The organism is Enterococcus sp. LJL128, assembly GCF_056924295.1.
The window spans coordinates 33,816-49,470 of sequence record NZ_JBXPBP010000018.1 but is presented as its reverse complement, the minus strand read 5'-3'; the positions used below and the strand labels follow the sequence as shown (position 1 = coordinate 49,470).

The 15,655-nt window shown below is 36.6% G+C and carries 10 protein-coding genes; 7 read left to right on the top strand and 3 right to left on the bottom strand.

From position 1 onward, the window contains the following. The first annotated feature begins 14 nt into the window (after positions 1-14). Positions 15-1,406: a M24 family metallopeptidase gene (locus AC1Z3K_RS16180; RefSeq protein WP_461733315.1), complete on the top strand. Its 1,392-nt coding sequence runs from the start codon at positions 15-17 to the stop codon at positions 1,404-1,406. Between the two features lie 473 nt (positions 1,407-1,879). Beyond that, entirely contained in the window at positions 1,880-4,225 is a 2,346-nt protein-coding gene (locus tag AC1Z3K_RS16175; RefSeq protein WP_461733314.1) for an HAD-IC family P-type ATPase, read from the top strand. Between the two features lie 278 nt (positions 4,226-4,503). On the opposite strand, the gene AC1Z3K_RS16170 is transcribed toward AC1Z3K_RS16175, so the two are convergent. Continuing rightward, on the bottom strand, positions 4,504-6,294 hold the full coding sequence (locus AC1Z3K_RS16170) for a heavy metal translocating P-type ATPase (protein ID WP_461733313.1): 1,791 nt from the start codon (positions 6,292-6,294) through the stop codon (positions 4,504-4,506). A 758-nt stretch (positions 6,295-7,052) separates the two neighbouring features. Between AC1Z3K_RS16170 and AC1Z3K_RS16165 the strand changes: the two genes are divergently transcribed. From AC1Z3K_RS16165 to AC1Z3K_RS16150, 4 genes are all read left to right on the top strand, one after another. Then, positions 7,053-7,400 carry a hypothetical protein gene (locus tag AC1Z3K_RS16165; protein ID WP_461733312.1) on the top strand — a complete coding sequence of 116 codons (348 nt, stop codon included), beginning with the start codon at positions 7,053-7,055 and terminating at the stop codon, positions 7,398-7,400. Between the two features lie 17 nt (positions 7,401-7,417). After that, positions 7,418-7,750, top strand: a complete 333-nt coding sequence (locus AC1Z3K_RS16160; RefSeq protein ID WP_461733311.1) for a hypothetical protein — start codon at positions 7,418-7,420, stop codon at positions 7,748-7,750. Positions 7,751-7,788: 38 nt separating this feature from the next. Continuing rightward, complete coding sequence (locus AC1Z3K_RS16155) at positions 7,789-8,157, top strand: DUF6578 domain-containing protein (RefSeq protein WP_426083292.1); 369 nt, start codon at positions 7,789-7,791, stop codon at positions 8,155-8,157. Positions 8,158-8,792: 635 nt separating this feature from the next. Next, the gene (locus AC1Z3K_RS16150) at positions 8,793-11,243 is read left to right on the top strand and encodes an Ig-like domain-containing protein (protein ID WP_461733310.1); all 2,451 of its coding nucleotides are present in this window, start codon (positions 8,793-8,795) and stop codon (positions 11,241-11,243) included. 875 nt (positions 11,244-12,118) lie between these two features. Here AC1Z3K_RS16150 and AC1Z3K_RS16145 read toward each other — a convergent pair. Together AC1Z3K_RS16145 and AC1Z3K_RS16140 are read right to left on the bottom strand one after the other, a co-directional pair. Beyond that, entirely contained in the window at positions 12,119-12,499 is a 381-nt protein-coding gene (locus tag AC1Z3K_RS16145; protein WP_461733309.1) for a hypothetical protein, read from the bottom strand. Next, positions 12,483-13,808 carry a Y-family DNA polymerase gene (locus tag AC1Z3K_RS16140; protein ID WP_461733308.1) on the bottom strand — a complete coding sequence of 442 codons (1,326 nt, stop codon included), beginning with the start codon at positions 13,806-13,808 and terminating at the stop codon, positions 12,483-12,485. Before AC1Z3K_RS16140 ends, AC1Z3K_RS16145 begins: the two co-directional genes overlap by 17 nt. Positions 13,809-14,017: 209 nt before the next feature. On the opposite strand from AC1Z3K_RS16140, the gene AC1Z3K_RS16135 reads away from it, so the two are divergent. Then, positions 14,018-15,553 (top strand): hypothetical protein, encoded by a 1,536-nt coding sequence (locus AC1Z3K_RS16135; protein WP_461733307.1) that lies wholly within the window; start codon positions 14,018-14,020, stop codon positions 15,551-15,553. The last annotated feature ends 102 nt before the right edge of the window (positions 15,554-15,655 follow it).

Genomic DNA, 15,655 nt, shown 5'->3' with positions numbered 1-15,655 from the left:
GAAGGAGATTTGGAATGGTAAACAAAACAGTTAAATTAAAGGAAATAACAGCACCTAAAAAACATGAGGGTGTAGCTCCAACAATATTATCAAATACAACCATGGCAGAACGTAAAGAGAAAGTAATTAGCAGAATGAACGAAGAGGGCTACGATACTCTAGTTATTTATGCGGATAAAGAACATGGGGGGAATTTTGAATATTTAACGGGATTTATCCCGCGTTTTGAAGAAGGATTACTGGTTCTAGAGAATACAGGGAACGCTACCGTGATTTTAGGCAATGAGAATCTAAAAATGGCAAAATTTTCTCGAATTCCGGTGACCTTAAAACACAGTCCGTTCTTCTCCCTGCCAAATCAGCCTATGGATAATGAACAACCATTAGAAACGCTTTTTGACGAGCTTGGATTTAATAACATGAAGAAAATTGGGTTGATTGGCTGGAAGATGTTTACACCAAAGAATACCAATCCGGCTGTTTATTTTGATATTCCTTATTTTATTGTAGCAGCGATTAAAGAAAGCATCGATTCGACAGCTGTTTTGGAAAATGCGGCTCATCTTTTGATTGGCGGAGAGAACGGTACTCGAACGACAAATAATGCAAACGAGATTGCTCATTATGAATATGGTGCTAACTTAGCATCCAACTGTATTTTAACAGCTATGGATGCTGTAGAACCTGGCATAAAAGAAGCTGAGTTAGGCAATCTATTAGCTGCAGAAGGTCAATACAATACAGTTGTAACCATTGCGGCAACTGGACAGCGGTTCGAGAGTGGGGTAATCTATCCAACCTACAAGCAAGTTAAAAAGGGAGATCCTTTATCCTTAACAACAGCCTTCAAAGGCGGTTTATCTAGTAGAACAGGGTTTGTTATCTCTAGTGAAAGTGAACTGCCAGTGGAACAAAGCGACTATTTAGAACGGGTGGCTAAGCCATACTTTAATGCAGTTGCTACTTGGCTGGAAACTGTAAAATCGGGTATCAAGGGGAAACAGATTTATCAAGCCATTGAAGACGTATTTCCAAAAGAAATGTATCATTGGCACTTAAACCCAGGGCATTTAGTAGCTGATGAAGAATGGATGTCTTCGCCGATTTATAGTGAATCAAATGAGTTATTAAAAAGCGGAATGATTTTACAAATTGACATCATTCCTTCTATTACTGGGTATACCGGGGTGAGTGCCGAAGAGTGTGTGGCATTGGCGGATGATAAACTGCAGCAAGAAATCCAAGAACAGTATCCAGAGCTGTGGCAACGAATCTTTACAAGAAGAAAGTATATTAAAGAAGTCTTGAATATACAGCTGAGCGAGGAAATATTGCCGTTATCAAATACAGTTGCCTATTTAAGACCATTCTATTTGGCTAAGGATCAGGCGTTCTATTGTGAATAAATGAAAAAGCTTAGAGGGAAACCTTTAAGCTTTTTTTCGTATTTCCCCAAGTTCTACGCCTTATTTGTTAAAAATAGAATGAAATCAAGTATTACAAAAGCCAATAATGGAATAACTATAAAATTAATTTATGGCAAAGTGTAATTGGCAATGGTAGACTTAGGGTTTAGAAGTATTTATTTCTAAAAAAAGAGACTGAGACTATTTTCCAGTTAATAACTAGATTAATTAAAAAAGCTAGTCTTTATGATAAGTGCATGGTTAATCAGAAAAAGTATTTTTTATCAGCACCCGCTTGTAGACTAGGCTTTACTGAGTTGATTAAAAGCTAAATGGTTGCCTAGAGAGAAACAGTAAGCTATGCATAAATGGTGATAAGGAGTACATAAAATTTAAGACTAAAGCCGCATGTTTTTTTAGCGGTATCTCATTTATTATAGAGCCTAAGGGCATAATTGGAAGGACGATGATAGATGGCTAATGATGTTTCATACGGTTTGACGACGCAGGAAGTAAATCTGCGAATACAAAATGGGCAAGTAAATAAAGTGAAAAAAAATACATCTCGTTCTTATAAAACGATTTTCTTTTCAAATATATTTACTTTTTTTAATATAGTTAATACAATGCTTTTTTTCCTCGTTTTTCTTACAGGTTCTTATCAAAATGGCCTGTTTGTATTTGTGGTGCTGAGCAATGTTGTTATCAATCTGTTTCAGGAAATTCGGGCAAAACGGACATTGGATAAGCTGGCCCTTATAAAAGTGTCTACTGCCCAAGTCTATCGAGACAATAGATTACAGACAATCTCCATCAATCAACTAGTGATAGATGACTATCTTTTTCTTGAAAACGGAGATCAAATACCAACGGATGCCAGAATTTTTGAGGGAACGCTAGAAGTGAATGAATCGTTGCTGACTGGCGAGGCGGATAGTGTTTACAAAGAGAAAAATGCTGAGCTGTTTTCCGGCAGCTTTGTGACATCTGGTAGTGCTGTATGTCAGGTAATTCGTGTCGGTGAAGATAATTATATTCAAAAAATCACTAAAGAAGCAAAAACAATCAAAAAGAAAACCTATCTCATTCAAGGCGGATTAAACAAAATAATCAAATGGGTCAGCATGCTGCTGATTCCGTTATGCAGCTTGCTTTTTTTGAAACAGTATTTTTTTTCACATGCTACGGTAGACTATGCGATTTTGCATACTGTTGCGGCAGCTGTAGGTATGTTTCCAGAGGGGCTCTTCTTGTTAACGAGTGTCACCTTAACGATTAGTGCTGTTTATCTTGCCAGAAAAAAGGTGCTCGTACAAGAGCTTAACTGTATCGATGCATTGGCACGAGTGGATGTTCTTTGTTTAGATAAGACTGGTACGATTACCGAAGGTAAAATGACAGTGGAAGAAATGGTTTCGTTTGAGTCTGAAGAAGCAGTCCATGAAATTATGGGAAATATGATGACTTATTTACCTGATAAAAATCCAACAGCTGTAGCGTTACGAGAGTTTTTCTCAGCAAAGAACACTTTTGAATCAATGGCCGTCACTCCTTTTTCATCCGAGCGTAAATTTAGTACAGTCTCCTTTAAAGAACAAGGAACCTATTATCTGGGGGCGGCTTCGTTTCTATTTTTACATGGTCATGAAGAGCTGCTGAGTCAGGAAAGAAGCTATGCGGAAGAAGGCTATCGTGTAATTGTTTTAGGACACAGCTCTACGGCATTTGAAAATAATCAGCTGCCTGAGGATATGACTGCTGTTGCTCTTTTTCTTCTATCAGATACAATTCGCGAAAATGCGAAAGAAATTCTTAGCTACTTTGATAACCAAGAGGTGCAGTGTAAAATTATCTCAGGTGATGACCCAGTTACCGTTTCTCAAATTGCTAAGAGAGTGGACTTACCTGGAGCGGATGCCTATGTAGATGTTTCGGCTATCTCCTCTAAAGAAGAATTGAAAACAGCTGTAGAGAAATATCAGATTTTCGGGCGAGTGTCCCCTCAGCAGAAAAAGGAAATGATTATCCTGTTAAAAGAATTAGGGCATACAGTAGCAATGACTGGCGACGGTGTGAATGATGTTTTGGCTTTAAAGGAAGCAGATTGTTCTATTGCAATGGCTTCAGGAGTGGATGCAGCAAGGCAGACCTCAAACCTAGTCTTATTGGAAAATCAATTTGAAGCAATGCCTGCAGTGATGGATGAAGGCCGGCGGGTGATTAACAATATCACACGTTCAGGCTCCTTAGTTTTAGTTCAAGTACTCTATTCTATTTTAATTACAATGGGTACCCTATTGATTGGGTCGGTTTATCCTTTTGAGCCGATTCAGTTAACAATCATAAATGCCTGCTTTGTGGGAATTCCAACCTTTTTTCTTAACCTTGAAGCAGATTTCAACAAAGTACGAGTTAAGTTTTTGGAAGAGATATTCACAAAAGCCTTTCCCCCAGCCTGTACGATTGCGTTGGGTACATTGTTAATTATTAATATTGGGCATTTCTTAGGAAGTAGTGGTCAGGCGTTGGCACTGATGTGCATGATTTTTACTGCATGGAACTACAGAGTTGTTCAGAAAAAAATTTATCCGCCGGTTAATAATTATCGAACGGCAATATTCCTGTGCACCCAGTTCGTTTTCTTTGCGGCATTGATTGCAGGCAAAGAGATATTTAATATAGGAGCTGCCACATTTATAAATCTTGTTTTACTGGTTGCTCTTTTAAATTATACAGCCTTTTTCCAGCGTATATTTGAGGGTCTCACTAGTAAAATACACAAGTATCTTTTACTGCGAGGAAAAGATTTGCAGAAATAGAAAAAAGTAGGATAGTCTTGTTAATGAGATGACTATTGTATCTTCAGAAGAAGGATTTGAACATCATTTTTTATTTATAAGTAATGAAAATAATTGCTCTTAATATATCTAGAGCTGCAGCGATATGAAAAAACGCAGGAATAGAATGAATATTCTCTTGAAAACAAGAGGATATTGCTTCTCTTTCTGCGGTTTTTATTATGGAAGGAGTAGCTATTTTCTACTAATTTTTTTATGAAATCAATTAGTCTTTCAGGCCTGCTGTATAAAGCAGCGTACTATTTTCTAGCACGTAATGCGGATAAAATTGACACAGTATCGACGACCTCTTGAAGTATGGCTCCAATTAGAGCAGGAATTATGCCTGTACTTGCGACCAGCATCAAAATAATACAAATAATCAAGCCAATTAAAACAGACTGGCGGGCAATTTTCATCGTGTTTTGTGATAAGCGGACAGCCTCTGATACTCGGGTTAAGTCATCCTTTAGGATAACTGCATCTGCACTTTCGCTAGCGACGGTTGAGCCATGGGCCCCCATAGCAATACCAATATCTGCTATTGCTAAAGCAGGCGCATCGTTTACTCCGTCGCCTACCATAATGATTGGGCGCTCAGTTTGGGATACATTCTTGAGCACTTGAATTTTTTCTTCCGGCAAACAGTTGGCATGGACCTCAGAAATGCCTACTTGATCAGCAATTTGCTTGGCAATGGACAACTGATCGCCAGTTAGCATAATTGTTTTTACAACACCTAATTTTGAAAGCTGTGCAACAGTCTGCTTAGATTCCGGACGGACAATATCTTTAAAGGCGATATACCCAACGTACTGCTCATTTAATGAAATATAGACTATGGTCTGTTCTGATGCTATTCCTGTTTCTCGACCGGCAAAATGATTTTTTCCAACTCGGATGGAAATACCAGCAACAACTGCTTGAATTCCCATACCAGTTACTTCTTCTAAATTCTTTACAGGCATTAGTGCTATATTTTTTTCCTTTGCATAGGCAATCAGAGAACGAGCCAAAATATGAGTAGATTCCTGCTCAGCACTGGCAGCATACTGCAGCAGCTCTTTTTGAGAATACTCGGGTTGTTCAACATGAACTTCAGCAACGGATAATCTGCCTTCGGTCAATGTTCCAGTTTTATCAAAAGCGATGCTCTTTGCTGATGCTAATTTTTCGATAGTCGTACCCGTTTTTACCACGATACCATTCTTGCTGGAACGGCTCATACCTGCAACTAGAGCAACTGGTGCTGCTAAAATCAATGGGCAAGGAGAGGCGACGACTAAGACTTCTGCAAAGCGAACGGGGTCTTTAGAGAGGAACCAGGCTACTCCACCGATGACATAAGAAATTAAAGTGAAAGGCACGGCGTAGCGGTCTGCCAGTCTGACAAAGTGAGCCGGCTTAGCTTCAGACTCTTTGACCAGCTTTACTAAGGTCTGATATTGACTATCGGTGGCTTCTCGTACGACTTTGACATGAATTGCGGCATCACCGTTAATCGAGCCGGACATAAGTAAATCGTGAACCTTCTTTTCAATAGGCTTTGATTCACCCGTTAACGAAGATTCATCCACCGTTGTTTCACTGGTAACTATTTTCCCATCAACGGGAACAATCTCACCAGGCTTAACTAAAAGTAAGTCATTGATACGTACGGCCTCAACTGAGACATCTTCGATAGCTTCATTGATTAGTCTATGAGCTGTTTGTGGGGAATTATCCAACAGTGATTTCAGTTCACGCCCTGCCTGTCGGCTAGCATAATCTTCTAGGCTGTCTCCACCTGTCAGCATGATTAAGACCATCAAACTTGCCCAATATTCTCCTACCAGCAGGGTAGCTACAATTGCAGTAATAGCCAAAATATCTATCCCGTATTTGCCGGACTTCAAGGTTTCAATCATGCCAATTAGCATTGAAACAGTAGTAATACCGCCGACAACAACAATCAGCCAGAAAGCAATTGCAGGCTGATGCAGAACGAATTCTGCAAAAAGAGAAATAATACCGACTAAAGCAACGAGAATCAGCTTTTTCAAATTACTCATATTTTCACCCCATCATTTTTATATGTATTAAAAACAGTTCTTCATTATTTGGAAAAGCAGCTAATCGGTTTGAAGTCGTAGATTACTACAAGAAATTAAGAAAAAGCTAAAGCTATCCAGACCAAATATTCCTACAGAAGAGCTATCTTCAAGCTCAGCATACCACTAAGTATCAATGAATAAAAATGGGAGTATTTAAATGATAAAGAGAATCATTAACACCTTTTTCTAATTAAGAATGTAGACTTGAAAACGGCGTTCTTCGATAAAGAAAAGCTTAGTTGTGTACTCTGCTTATAGTAAAAAAGTAATGATGTATACCTGAAATGGAGACGGGCTTGTACATAAAATATAAAAAAGCAATTTAAAATCTTTTTAACGAAAGCGGGATTGTCTATCGCTATTAAATTTATGTTATTATGTTAAAAATCTAAAAAATATTTTTATGATAATTAACTATTTTTAAAAATCTATATGTTAGAATAAAATTATACCGTTAGTCTAGAATGAGACAATGATAATAGATGAACAGCTCTTCTTAAAAAGGAATGGATAAAGGAAAATCTGTCGAATTAGTAGATAACATTTACCGAGCGTGGGTTTGGTTGAAAGCAAAATAGAGGTGAAAAAATGAGAATTTATGTTGAAACAAATGGAAAGAGGACTTCTTTTGGATATAGAGAATTAGCTGAAAAAATGTGGTTTAAAGAAAAAAAGGTAAAGAGCTTGAAATATCCCATGCTGGAAATGATGAAAGTTTGCAGAATGAATTTAAATTGGCTGTATCTCTCGATAAATGGCTTAATGATGGAAAGTGGAGTGAAGTCAAAACTAAAATTTATTTTGAATACATTGAAATAAATCCTTTAAAAGATAGCAATATCATTGAATTTGTTTCCACACATATTAAACTTATGACTGTAGATAAGCGGGCGATGTATATTGTTGTCCTAGAGCTGGCTAAAGAATTAGGTGGCAGAATCAGTGAAGATGAGATGAGAACTTGGCAGTCAGTTGCTGAGTTTGAGAAAAAGCATAAATCGATACTTTCTCTAACCTTTGAGGAAGCGAATGAGCGTAGTTTAAAGGAAGCACCCCTTAAATAGAGTAAGGAGTGACGGAAATGGGAATAGCATTTTTTAACCAAGGTAAAGATGGCAAGATGTGCTTTCAATCAGATTTTTCAGTTTTAGATGAAAATTTTGTGGAATTAGTCTATCAAAGCACGCATTTGTTTAGCAATGATATTGAGAAATTATTTGAATTAGATCCTTATGGTGATACTGTGTTAAGTATACCAAAGCAAAAAATTCTCTTGCCAATTTTGATGGAAATCAAAGAAAAACAAGTTTTATTGAATTACAAAGATGAGGATGACCCTGGCTTAGATAAAACAATTCAGTTTTTAAATGACACGATTAAAAATGGCAATATTGTCGTCGCTAATGGAGATTAGGATGTATTTGCGTTTATAGCAGAGAGGGGCTATTATTGATGAAACATGTTGTGATATGGGTTGCTGACTGGCAAATGCAATGTTGTGGTAATCCATTTTGCCTGAATGAGATTGTCAACTGGACAGTAGTAAATTGGACAAATGATAATTCTACAATTCTAGATAATTTTAATATTGACTATTATTTGGAGAATCATTTAGATGAGTTGGAGAAATATGAGGAGATAAGAGGAGAAATAGTTTCAATTGATAAGACTTATCTAACTTATCAAATAGATGAAAAAAGAAATGTATATGTACCAATAGATATTTTATTTGAAGGAACTTCAAATAAAGTGACGGGATACGAAAAAAATAAAAAAAATTATGATTTTGCTGGTTATTTGGTAAAACTCCAAGTGGAGTAATTTTGCTTTATGGTTATCCATTGAGATACAAAAGAAAAGAGATCATAATTGTTCTTTAAATAAACAGAAACGGAAAAAATTAAAACGAGTCTGGACTCAGTATTTACGGTCCAGACTCGTCTTTTACTCTCAAAACAACAATCAAACTAAGAATCAAATGAGATCGTCATTTTTGAAGTGTATAACAATCAAGGGCATATCCGCAACACTGAAACACAAGACGTACCTAGCCTTAAGGGAAACAACAAGAGCTGCTGGAAACTTCATTGACATTGGAAGAAAAGCAGTTAATAGCTATATTATTTGCAGAGTAGCTTTCTTCATTTAAAATTCCCAAATAATGAATATAGAATGATTCTGGAAAGTTTAGTTTAGTGTTATTTATCTTGAGTTTGGTAGTGTCTTAAAAATGAGTTTGTTAGGATAAAATAGAGGTGGGACCATAGTCAGAAGAAAATCTGATTATGGTCCCATCTCTTCAAGTCTTAATGCCACAGAAGTTTGGAAATCTGAAAAAGCCTAAATAACTCAAATATCTATATTTAAATTGTGTTTAAGGTATTGACCTAGGCTCATTTAATCATGATATACTAAATAAGTACCATTTATAGACAAATTTTTAGGAGGAATGAGAAATGAAAAAGAATTGTTGGCTAGGTTTATTTTGTGTTGTCATAGGGTTATTTCTGCAGCCAATTGTTGGACAAGCAGGAAGCAATCAGTCGTCAGATATTGTGTACAACGATGGACGGGTGGTCCCTACAGATTATCTGACGGAATATGAAAAGAAAATTCCTTTAGAAACCTTCCCGTCAGAAGGGAATTGGCCTGTTCAAAAGTCTCCACGTCAGATTTTTGGAGAGGATGATCGTGTAGTTGTTGAGGATGTAACACAGTCCTCGTACAGAAAAATTGTTTTTTTGGAAATTAAATTTCCTAAGGCATCTGCTGAAGGAACAGGATTTTTAGTATCCGCTGACACTGTTTTAACTGCGGGGCATTGCTTATATGCACCTGACCTTGGCGGCTGGGCGCAATCAGTTAATGTATATCTGATTGAGGAAGGAACAGAGAACAACCTCTATGATATAGGAAACTACAAAAAAGTGACATCAACTACTTTTATGGTTCCCAGAGGGCGGCTGGAATACTACACTCCAAATTATGATATGGGAGCGATTAAGCTGTCAGAGCCAGCCGGAGAGAAAAATGGCTGGTTTGGTTTGACTCAGGAATTACCTGCCCCATATACATTAAGCGGATATCATTCAGATGGAAAAGGTAAAATGCTGACCCAAACGGTAGGTACCCTTGTGAAAGAATCCAAAGATACAATTGACTATATTTTAGATTCAAAACCAGTTTCTAGCGGTGGACCAATTTATAATCCAAATAATCAACAAACAATGGCGATTAATGTGCAGGAATATACAACTAAAAATACTGGTGCTCGATTTAACACGTATCATTCAAACGGTATAATGAGCTACGCCTTTGCTCATTATAGTGCCTTTGGGACGCCAGTTTCGGTGGAAGAAATCAGCATAACTCCAGAAGTGCTGCAAGTAGGTGTTGGTGAAACCGAGAAAATGGCAGTTTCTATTACACCAACAAATGCAACGAATAAGTATGTTAAGCTAAGTAGCTCAGAACCAAGTGTAGCTAGTGTGAGTGATAACTCGTTAAATGTTGGACAGAATGAATCGAGAAATATACTTGTCTCAGGCCATCAACCGGGAACAACAGTTATTACTGCTGAATCGGAAGATGGACAACGAATCGGTCAAGCAACAGTGACTGTTGTTCCGGCTATTCCAGTTGAACAAATTAGCTTTGTCCCTGAAAAAATTCAGGTTTATGCAGGAGAACCAACTCCGCTGACTCCAGTTGTAACTCCGGAAAACGCTACTGATAAAGTATTTATTTGGTCAGTTTCAAACAGTTCTTACGGCACGATAGACCAGAATGGGGTGTATACTGGACACCGATTAGGAAGAAATATAATTACCGTTAAAGTAGGGCAAGGTGTAAATCAGAAGAGTGCGGTTTGTGAGGTTAATACAGTTGACCCAGCTGTAACAGGAGTGAAAATTACTCCTGAGAAAAAAGAATTATTTGAAGGAGAAAGTCAGCAGTTGACAGCAGTTGTAATCCCTGATTTTGCCAAAAATAAAACGGTAGCTTGGAGCAGCTCTAATCCTAAAATCGTCGAAGTCAGTGCGGATGGAACCGTAAAGGGAATCAAAGCTGGGACAGCAACTATTACAGCGACAACAGAAGATGGCGGGAAACAAGCGACCAGTACGATAACAGTGAATAAAGTAATTCCAGTAAAAAGTGTGAAACTTGAAATCTCAAATAAAACAATGATTGTTGGAACGGAACAGCGTGCATTTTCAACTGTATCACCTAGCAATGCTTCCAATCCTGAAATAACCTATACAAGTTCAGATTCAGCTGTCGCTGAAATTGATAAGTATGGGAGGATAACAGCGAAAAAATCAGGAAAAACGACAATTACTGTGCTTACAATGGATGGAAATAAAAAGGCAGCGGCTGTCATTACCGTAAAAGAAGAACGTCCAGTGACAGGCATTAAGCTGACTATAGCAAATAAGACGATGATTGTAGGGACAGAACAACAGCTTATCCCCACACTCACACCAGTAAATGCCTCGAATCAGCGAGTGAGCTGGATGAGCTCAAATTCAGAAGTTGCTACAATCTCAGAAACTGGTCTTGTACAAGCTAAAAATTCAGGAAAAACAACTATTACTGTTTTGACAGAAGATGGAGCGAAAAAAATATCGAGTGTAATTACTGTTCAAGAGGAAATACCAGTAAAAAGCGTGAAATTGAGCACTCCCTCAAAAACGATTATGGTTGGTGAACAGCAGCAAATCACATCTGTGTTTACACCGCAAAATGCTTCTAATAAAAAAGGAACTTGGACAAGCTCTAATCCAGCAGTCGCCACTGTTTCTGAAAATGGAGAAGTAGCAGGAATCAAAGCTGGAAGAGCTACGATTACCTTTATTTCAAAAGATGGCGGAAAGAAAGTAACTGTTGCTTTAACTATTAAATAATGTAATTAGAAGAGCAAAACTACCTGTTACGGGTGGATTTGCTTTTTGTACAGCAAATAAGATCTGTAAGTTCATTTTAAGCGTTTTTTATTTGACAGAGCTGTACTTCAACATTACAAAAGATAAGTAAGAAGCGGTGCAAAGAGTTCAGGAGAGCATGAAAGTTGAAGATATCTATCAAGCTTAAGGTCTAATTTAGAGACTAATTTTGATTTAGAAAATAATTATATGAATAAGATGATAGGATTTACAAATGAACATCATACTATAGTCAAAATTAAGGAGTAAGCGTTAAGTGAAAATCGTATTAAAGGTTAGTTCAGTATTATTAATATTAAACGCAGCATTGATAGTAATACCCTGTGCATTAACTGTAGTACTAACAGGTGATTTTTTAGCATGGGGTTGGGTATTACCAATATTTGGTATAATGATATCTCCAGTAATATGTATTTTATTTTTGGTTTCATTGTATCTTTATAGTAGAAGCAAACGAATTGTGAAAAGGAAGAATGAGAGCTTCGGACTCGATTAATTAAATCTATTACGAAATAAATAGAAAAGAACCAGTTATAGGATAAGTGAATCTTCTTATAACTGGTTCTTCAATGTGATTCATACTACGTGTGTCTCATTCATTTTTTTATTAATAAATGTCAGCTGCAGCGAGAAAGTAACCAGCTAAACTACTAAAAAAACGAATAAGAGAAAGGATTTTGGAAATCAGATCCCTCCTTATTTCGAAGAGATGGCTTTCAAAATACTACTTATTTGGTTTTAGAGGATGGAGACATATGGATGCCACATTCTCTTTTTTGATTTTGCTATTAGATTAGAATAGTTTGAAATATAAATAAACTTAAGCTGTTTTTCTTCTAAACTTCACTCCATTTTTTAAAGGGAATAATCTCCACATGATGAATAGCCTCATAAGGAATACTTGTTGTATCTATATATAATCCCAGTTCATCAAAGCCGCTGATTATTCCAGTGATATCTTCAAAATAATTATTTTCTGTATCCCGCATGTCCAGTTGAACCGCAATAGTTTGCTGATATTTGTAAGCAGCAGTCAGAATTTCCTGAATTTCAGTTTCAGTCATAGCCGGCTTTCCTTTGATTATGTGCTGTTCTTTCTGCTGCTCTTTTGTAAGCTCAGCTGTATGTTCTGAAAGATACATTCCCTGCCATTTCAGCATTCCCCGATCTTTGTATTCTTGAAAATAAAAGTCGTTTAAATCAGTATTTTTTGGCATCGTATTCACTCCTTAAACCATCCATCCCACCAGCATGACCGCCAATCAGTGAAGCCCGACTAACAGCGGTTCCTCCTGACAGCAGTGAGTTTGCATGCAGAATAGCGGTAAACCCATATTTTTTTCGGATAGCATCAATCAAATTATCTAATTTGTGGTCATTGACCGGAGCTTGGGGATTATGGAACAGATCCAGTTGAATCGCATTCGTGTAAGTTAACTTTGAGAAAGAAACACCAATACGGCGTACTTCAATTCCAGTCCAATGCTCCCTGAAAATTTCTAAAATATATTCCTTCAAAAGCTTGGACCGGTTGGTTGCGGGAATTTTCATCTGATGGTGAAAGCCTTTGTTTCCTTGTTTTCTGTACCAACTGGAGTAGCCTATGTAAAGCGCCACACATTGAGTCTGAGCGTCCTGCTGCCGTAGTCTTGCTGCAACCTGATCTGTCAGTTCCTGTAAAACCGTTTCTATTTCACGTTGAAAGCGGTAGTCTCTAGACAGAATTTGATTATTATTAAGAGATTTTTCCTCAGGAATATAAGAATCGGCTAATCTAGTCCGGTCAATCCCCCAAGCATGAGCATAAAGCTGAAGTCCAATGACACCAAATTCATCCTTTAAGGCATACTCGTTTGTATGAGCCAGCTCATAAACTGAGTGGACATTCAGCTTTTCTAAGCGTTTTGCGGTTCGGCTGTTAATCCCCCACATTTTTGTCAGCGATTTGATTTTCCAAAGCGTTTCAGGGACTTGCTCATAGCGCCATTCCGCGATATAGGAATCATTATGTTTTGCTGCAACATCCATCGCCACTTTGGCCAGCAGCGGATTATCGCCGACACCAATAGTAACGGCTAAGCCGGTTTCTTTTTTTATATGGGCCATGATTGTTTCAGCCAGTTCATAGGCGTTTTTTCCAAACAGCTTTTTACTGGCTGTAATATCAAGAAAGGATTCGTCGATGGAGTAGGCGTGAATGTCTTCAGTTGCGACATATTGTTTGTATATGTTGTTAATCTTCATATTTTCATCGATATAAAACTGCATTCTAGGAGGCACAATTCGTAGCTCTGGATGATCAGGTAAATCCCATTTTCGCATAACATTTGAGAGCCCCAGCTTTTCCTTTGCCATTGGCGAGGCAGAGAGAATCAAACCGCCGGCATTTTCAGCATTACTCATCACCACCAGCATCGCTTTTAATGGGTCTAAGCCCAGCTGAACGCATTCAACAGAAGCATAGAAGGACTTTACATCAATACATAAAATATCCCTGCGGGGCTCTTTACTATAGTCAAACCTCATGGTAATCCATCCTCTCCGTAAATAGTTCATCTCCATTATACGAACGTACGTTCCTTTTGTCTAGCATAAGATAATTAGCAGAAAGTGTGGATAGATTTTTTTAAAGTGACCGTAAGTCTGTTTATTATTAAATGATATAATGAAAAGAATACAGGATTACTTTTGTTAGTTTTAATAGAGCAGTTAAATTTTTTGTTTTGGAGGGAACAATGGCGACATATAGAACGATGCGTGGAGTATATGATTATAATTCAATTTTTATTAATTCAGATGCTGAGCCAGAAGAAGTCTTATCAATAATCGCACATGAAGTTGTACATGAATATCTGACGATATTCACAAATTTGGGACAGTTGTGCTGGTTGTTTAATAATCTAGCTTATAATTCTCGAAAGTACTTGGATATATATGATTACATCTTTTCAAGAGTAAATAAAAATGAAGAACAGCTTTGTCTTATTTTTGAAATATCTGTACAATTGGCAAGAAGCAAATTTAAGGACAACTGCAAAATGCTGGATTCATTTGATGAAGCGATGCACAACACATTTAAAAAGAATTACACATTTTATAAGGAATTTCTTCAATCTTTAAATGAAGAGAATTATATTGAAGTTATCGTGTTTTTAAGAACTATTGTATTTTCTTCCATGACAACTAAACTACCTGATATCACATTGAAACATGTGGAGGGGAAAAAACAGATAATTCAGTATTTCGAAGGAAATGATATTAACCCAAAAAGAAAATTGAAGAAGATAATAAAATTTTGTAATGATAACATGATGAATTACGGTATTATAGGCTTGACTAAGGCTATAGAGGAAAAATTTAATACTGATAATGCTTTACCCAATAGAATATTTAGTGTAAATCTTAAATCAGATACAATAAAAATTGATTATCAAGCTAGAAATAATCCGGTTACCCGAGAGTTTAAACTGAACCGAGATGAAGGGAAGCTGCGGGAGGATATAGGTTGGTCGATCGCTATTGGGAGATTATTGCTGGCATTGTCAGAGGAACAAAAATTGTTTGAGTCAGAGGATGTATGGAATCGAATGCTGACATTTTCTGATGAAATAGTAAGTAGTTTTAAAGAGGTGAAAAAGAAAGACGAATTAATAGATTTCTATAAAGAAAGCAAACAGTTATCTTTTGTTATTCCTTACAACACAGCAATTATGGAGATAGACAATAGTAGCTATGCAAAATATGTTAATGTACTGGGAATAAAATTTGATTTAAATGGAAAAAGAATTAAAGATATGTCTAAATACTTATTCCAAAAATTATCTTTAGAGGAGTATCAGTTGATTTCTGGAAATAATAACACTGAGTTTATGGTGAACCATACGAATTTGCTTTTCAGACTTACTCCGTTTAATAACAATTTCCTATATATTAAGAGGTTGGTCAATAGCATAAAAAGTGAGGAATCCCAATGGATAAATATATTTATATACAACAATGAAGTTCAAATAGAGTCATTTCTAAAATCTGTAAAAAGACACTTTTCAGATATTACTTATCGATATACGTATGAACAAGTTTCTGTTCTTGAAATAACTTCTTTAAAAGTTATGTTCTTTTTAAATACAAAAAAAATCGATGTCAAAAAGACCGATAATCCTGAACCTCCCAAAAAAGAAATAAATGTTCTTGTATCAATTTTTGAAGAAATTATCCAAAGCAGACATGTTCTATTCAAGTATTTAGATGGTAAAAAGCTTACTTTAGACTAAGGGGCTTTAAGTGTATCTAATAGTAAAAGATAGGATAAAAACTAAATAGTTAAAAATGGAGCTGTTGACTAGAATGAGTAACTCATTTCATTGATAAACACT

What these genes read in the sequence shown, in the direction of transcription:
- AC1Z3K_RS16180 (WP_461733315.1), top strand. Translation starts at nt 15, where the DNA reads ATGGTAAACAAAACAGTTAAATTAAAGGAAATAACAGCACCTAAAAAA.
- AC1Z3K_RS16175 (WP_461733314.1), top strand. Translation starts at nt 1,880, where the DNA reads ATGGCTAATGATGTTTCATACGGTTTGACGACGCAGGAAGTAAATCTG.
- AC1Z3K_RS16170 (WP_461733313.1), bottom strand. Translation starts at nt 6,294, where the DNA reads ATGAGTAATTTGAAAAAGCTGATTCTCGTTGCTTTAGTCGGTATTATT.
- AC1Z3K_RS16160 (WP_461733311.1), top strand. Translation starts at nt 7,418, where the DNA reads ATGGGAATAGCATTTTTTAACCAAGGTAAAGATGGCAAGATGTGCTTT.
- AC1Z3K_RS16155 (WP_426083292.1), top strand. Translation starts at nt 7,789, where the DNA reads ATGAAACATGTTGTGATATGGGTTGCTGACTGGCAAATGCAATGTTGT.
- AC1Z3K_RS16150 (WP_461733310.1), top strand. Translation starts at nt 8,793, where the DNA reads ATGAAAAAGAATTGTTGGCTAGGTTTATTTTGTGTTGTCATAGGGTTA.
- AC1Z3K_RS16145 (WP_461733309.1), bottom strand. Translation starts at nt 12,499, where the DNA reads ATGCCAAAAAATACTGATTTAAACGACTTTTATTTTCAAGAATACAAA.
- AC1Z3K_RS16140 (WP_461733308.1), bottom strand. Translation starts at nt 13,808, where the DNA reads ATGAGGTTTGACTATAGTAAAGAGCCCCGCAGGGATATTTTATGTATT.
- AC1Z3K_RS16135 (WP_461733307.1), top strand. Translation starts at nt 14,018, where the DNA reads ATGGCGACATATAGAACGATGCGTGGAGTATATGATTATAATTCAATT.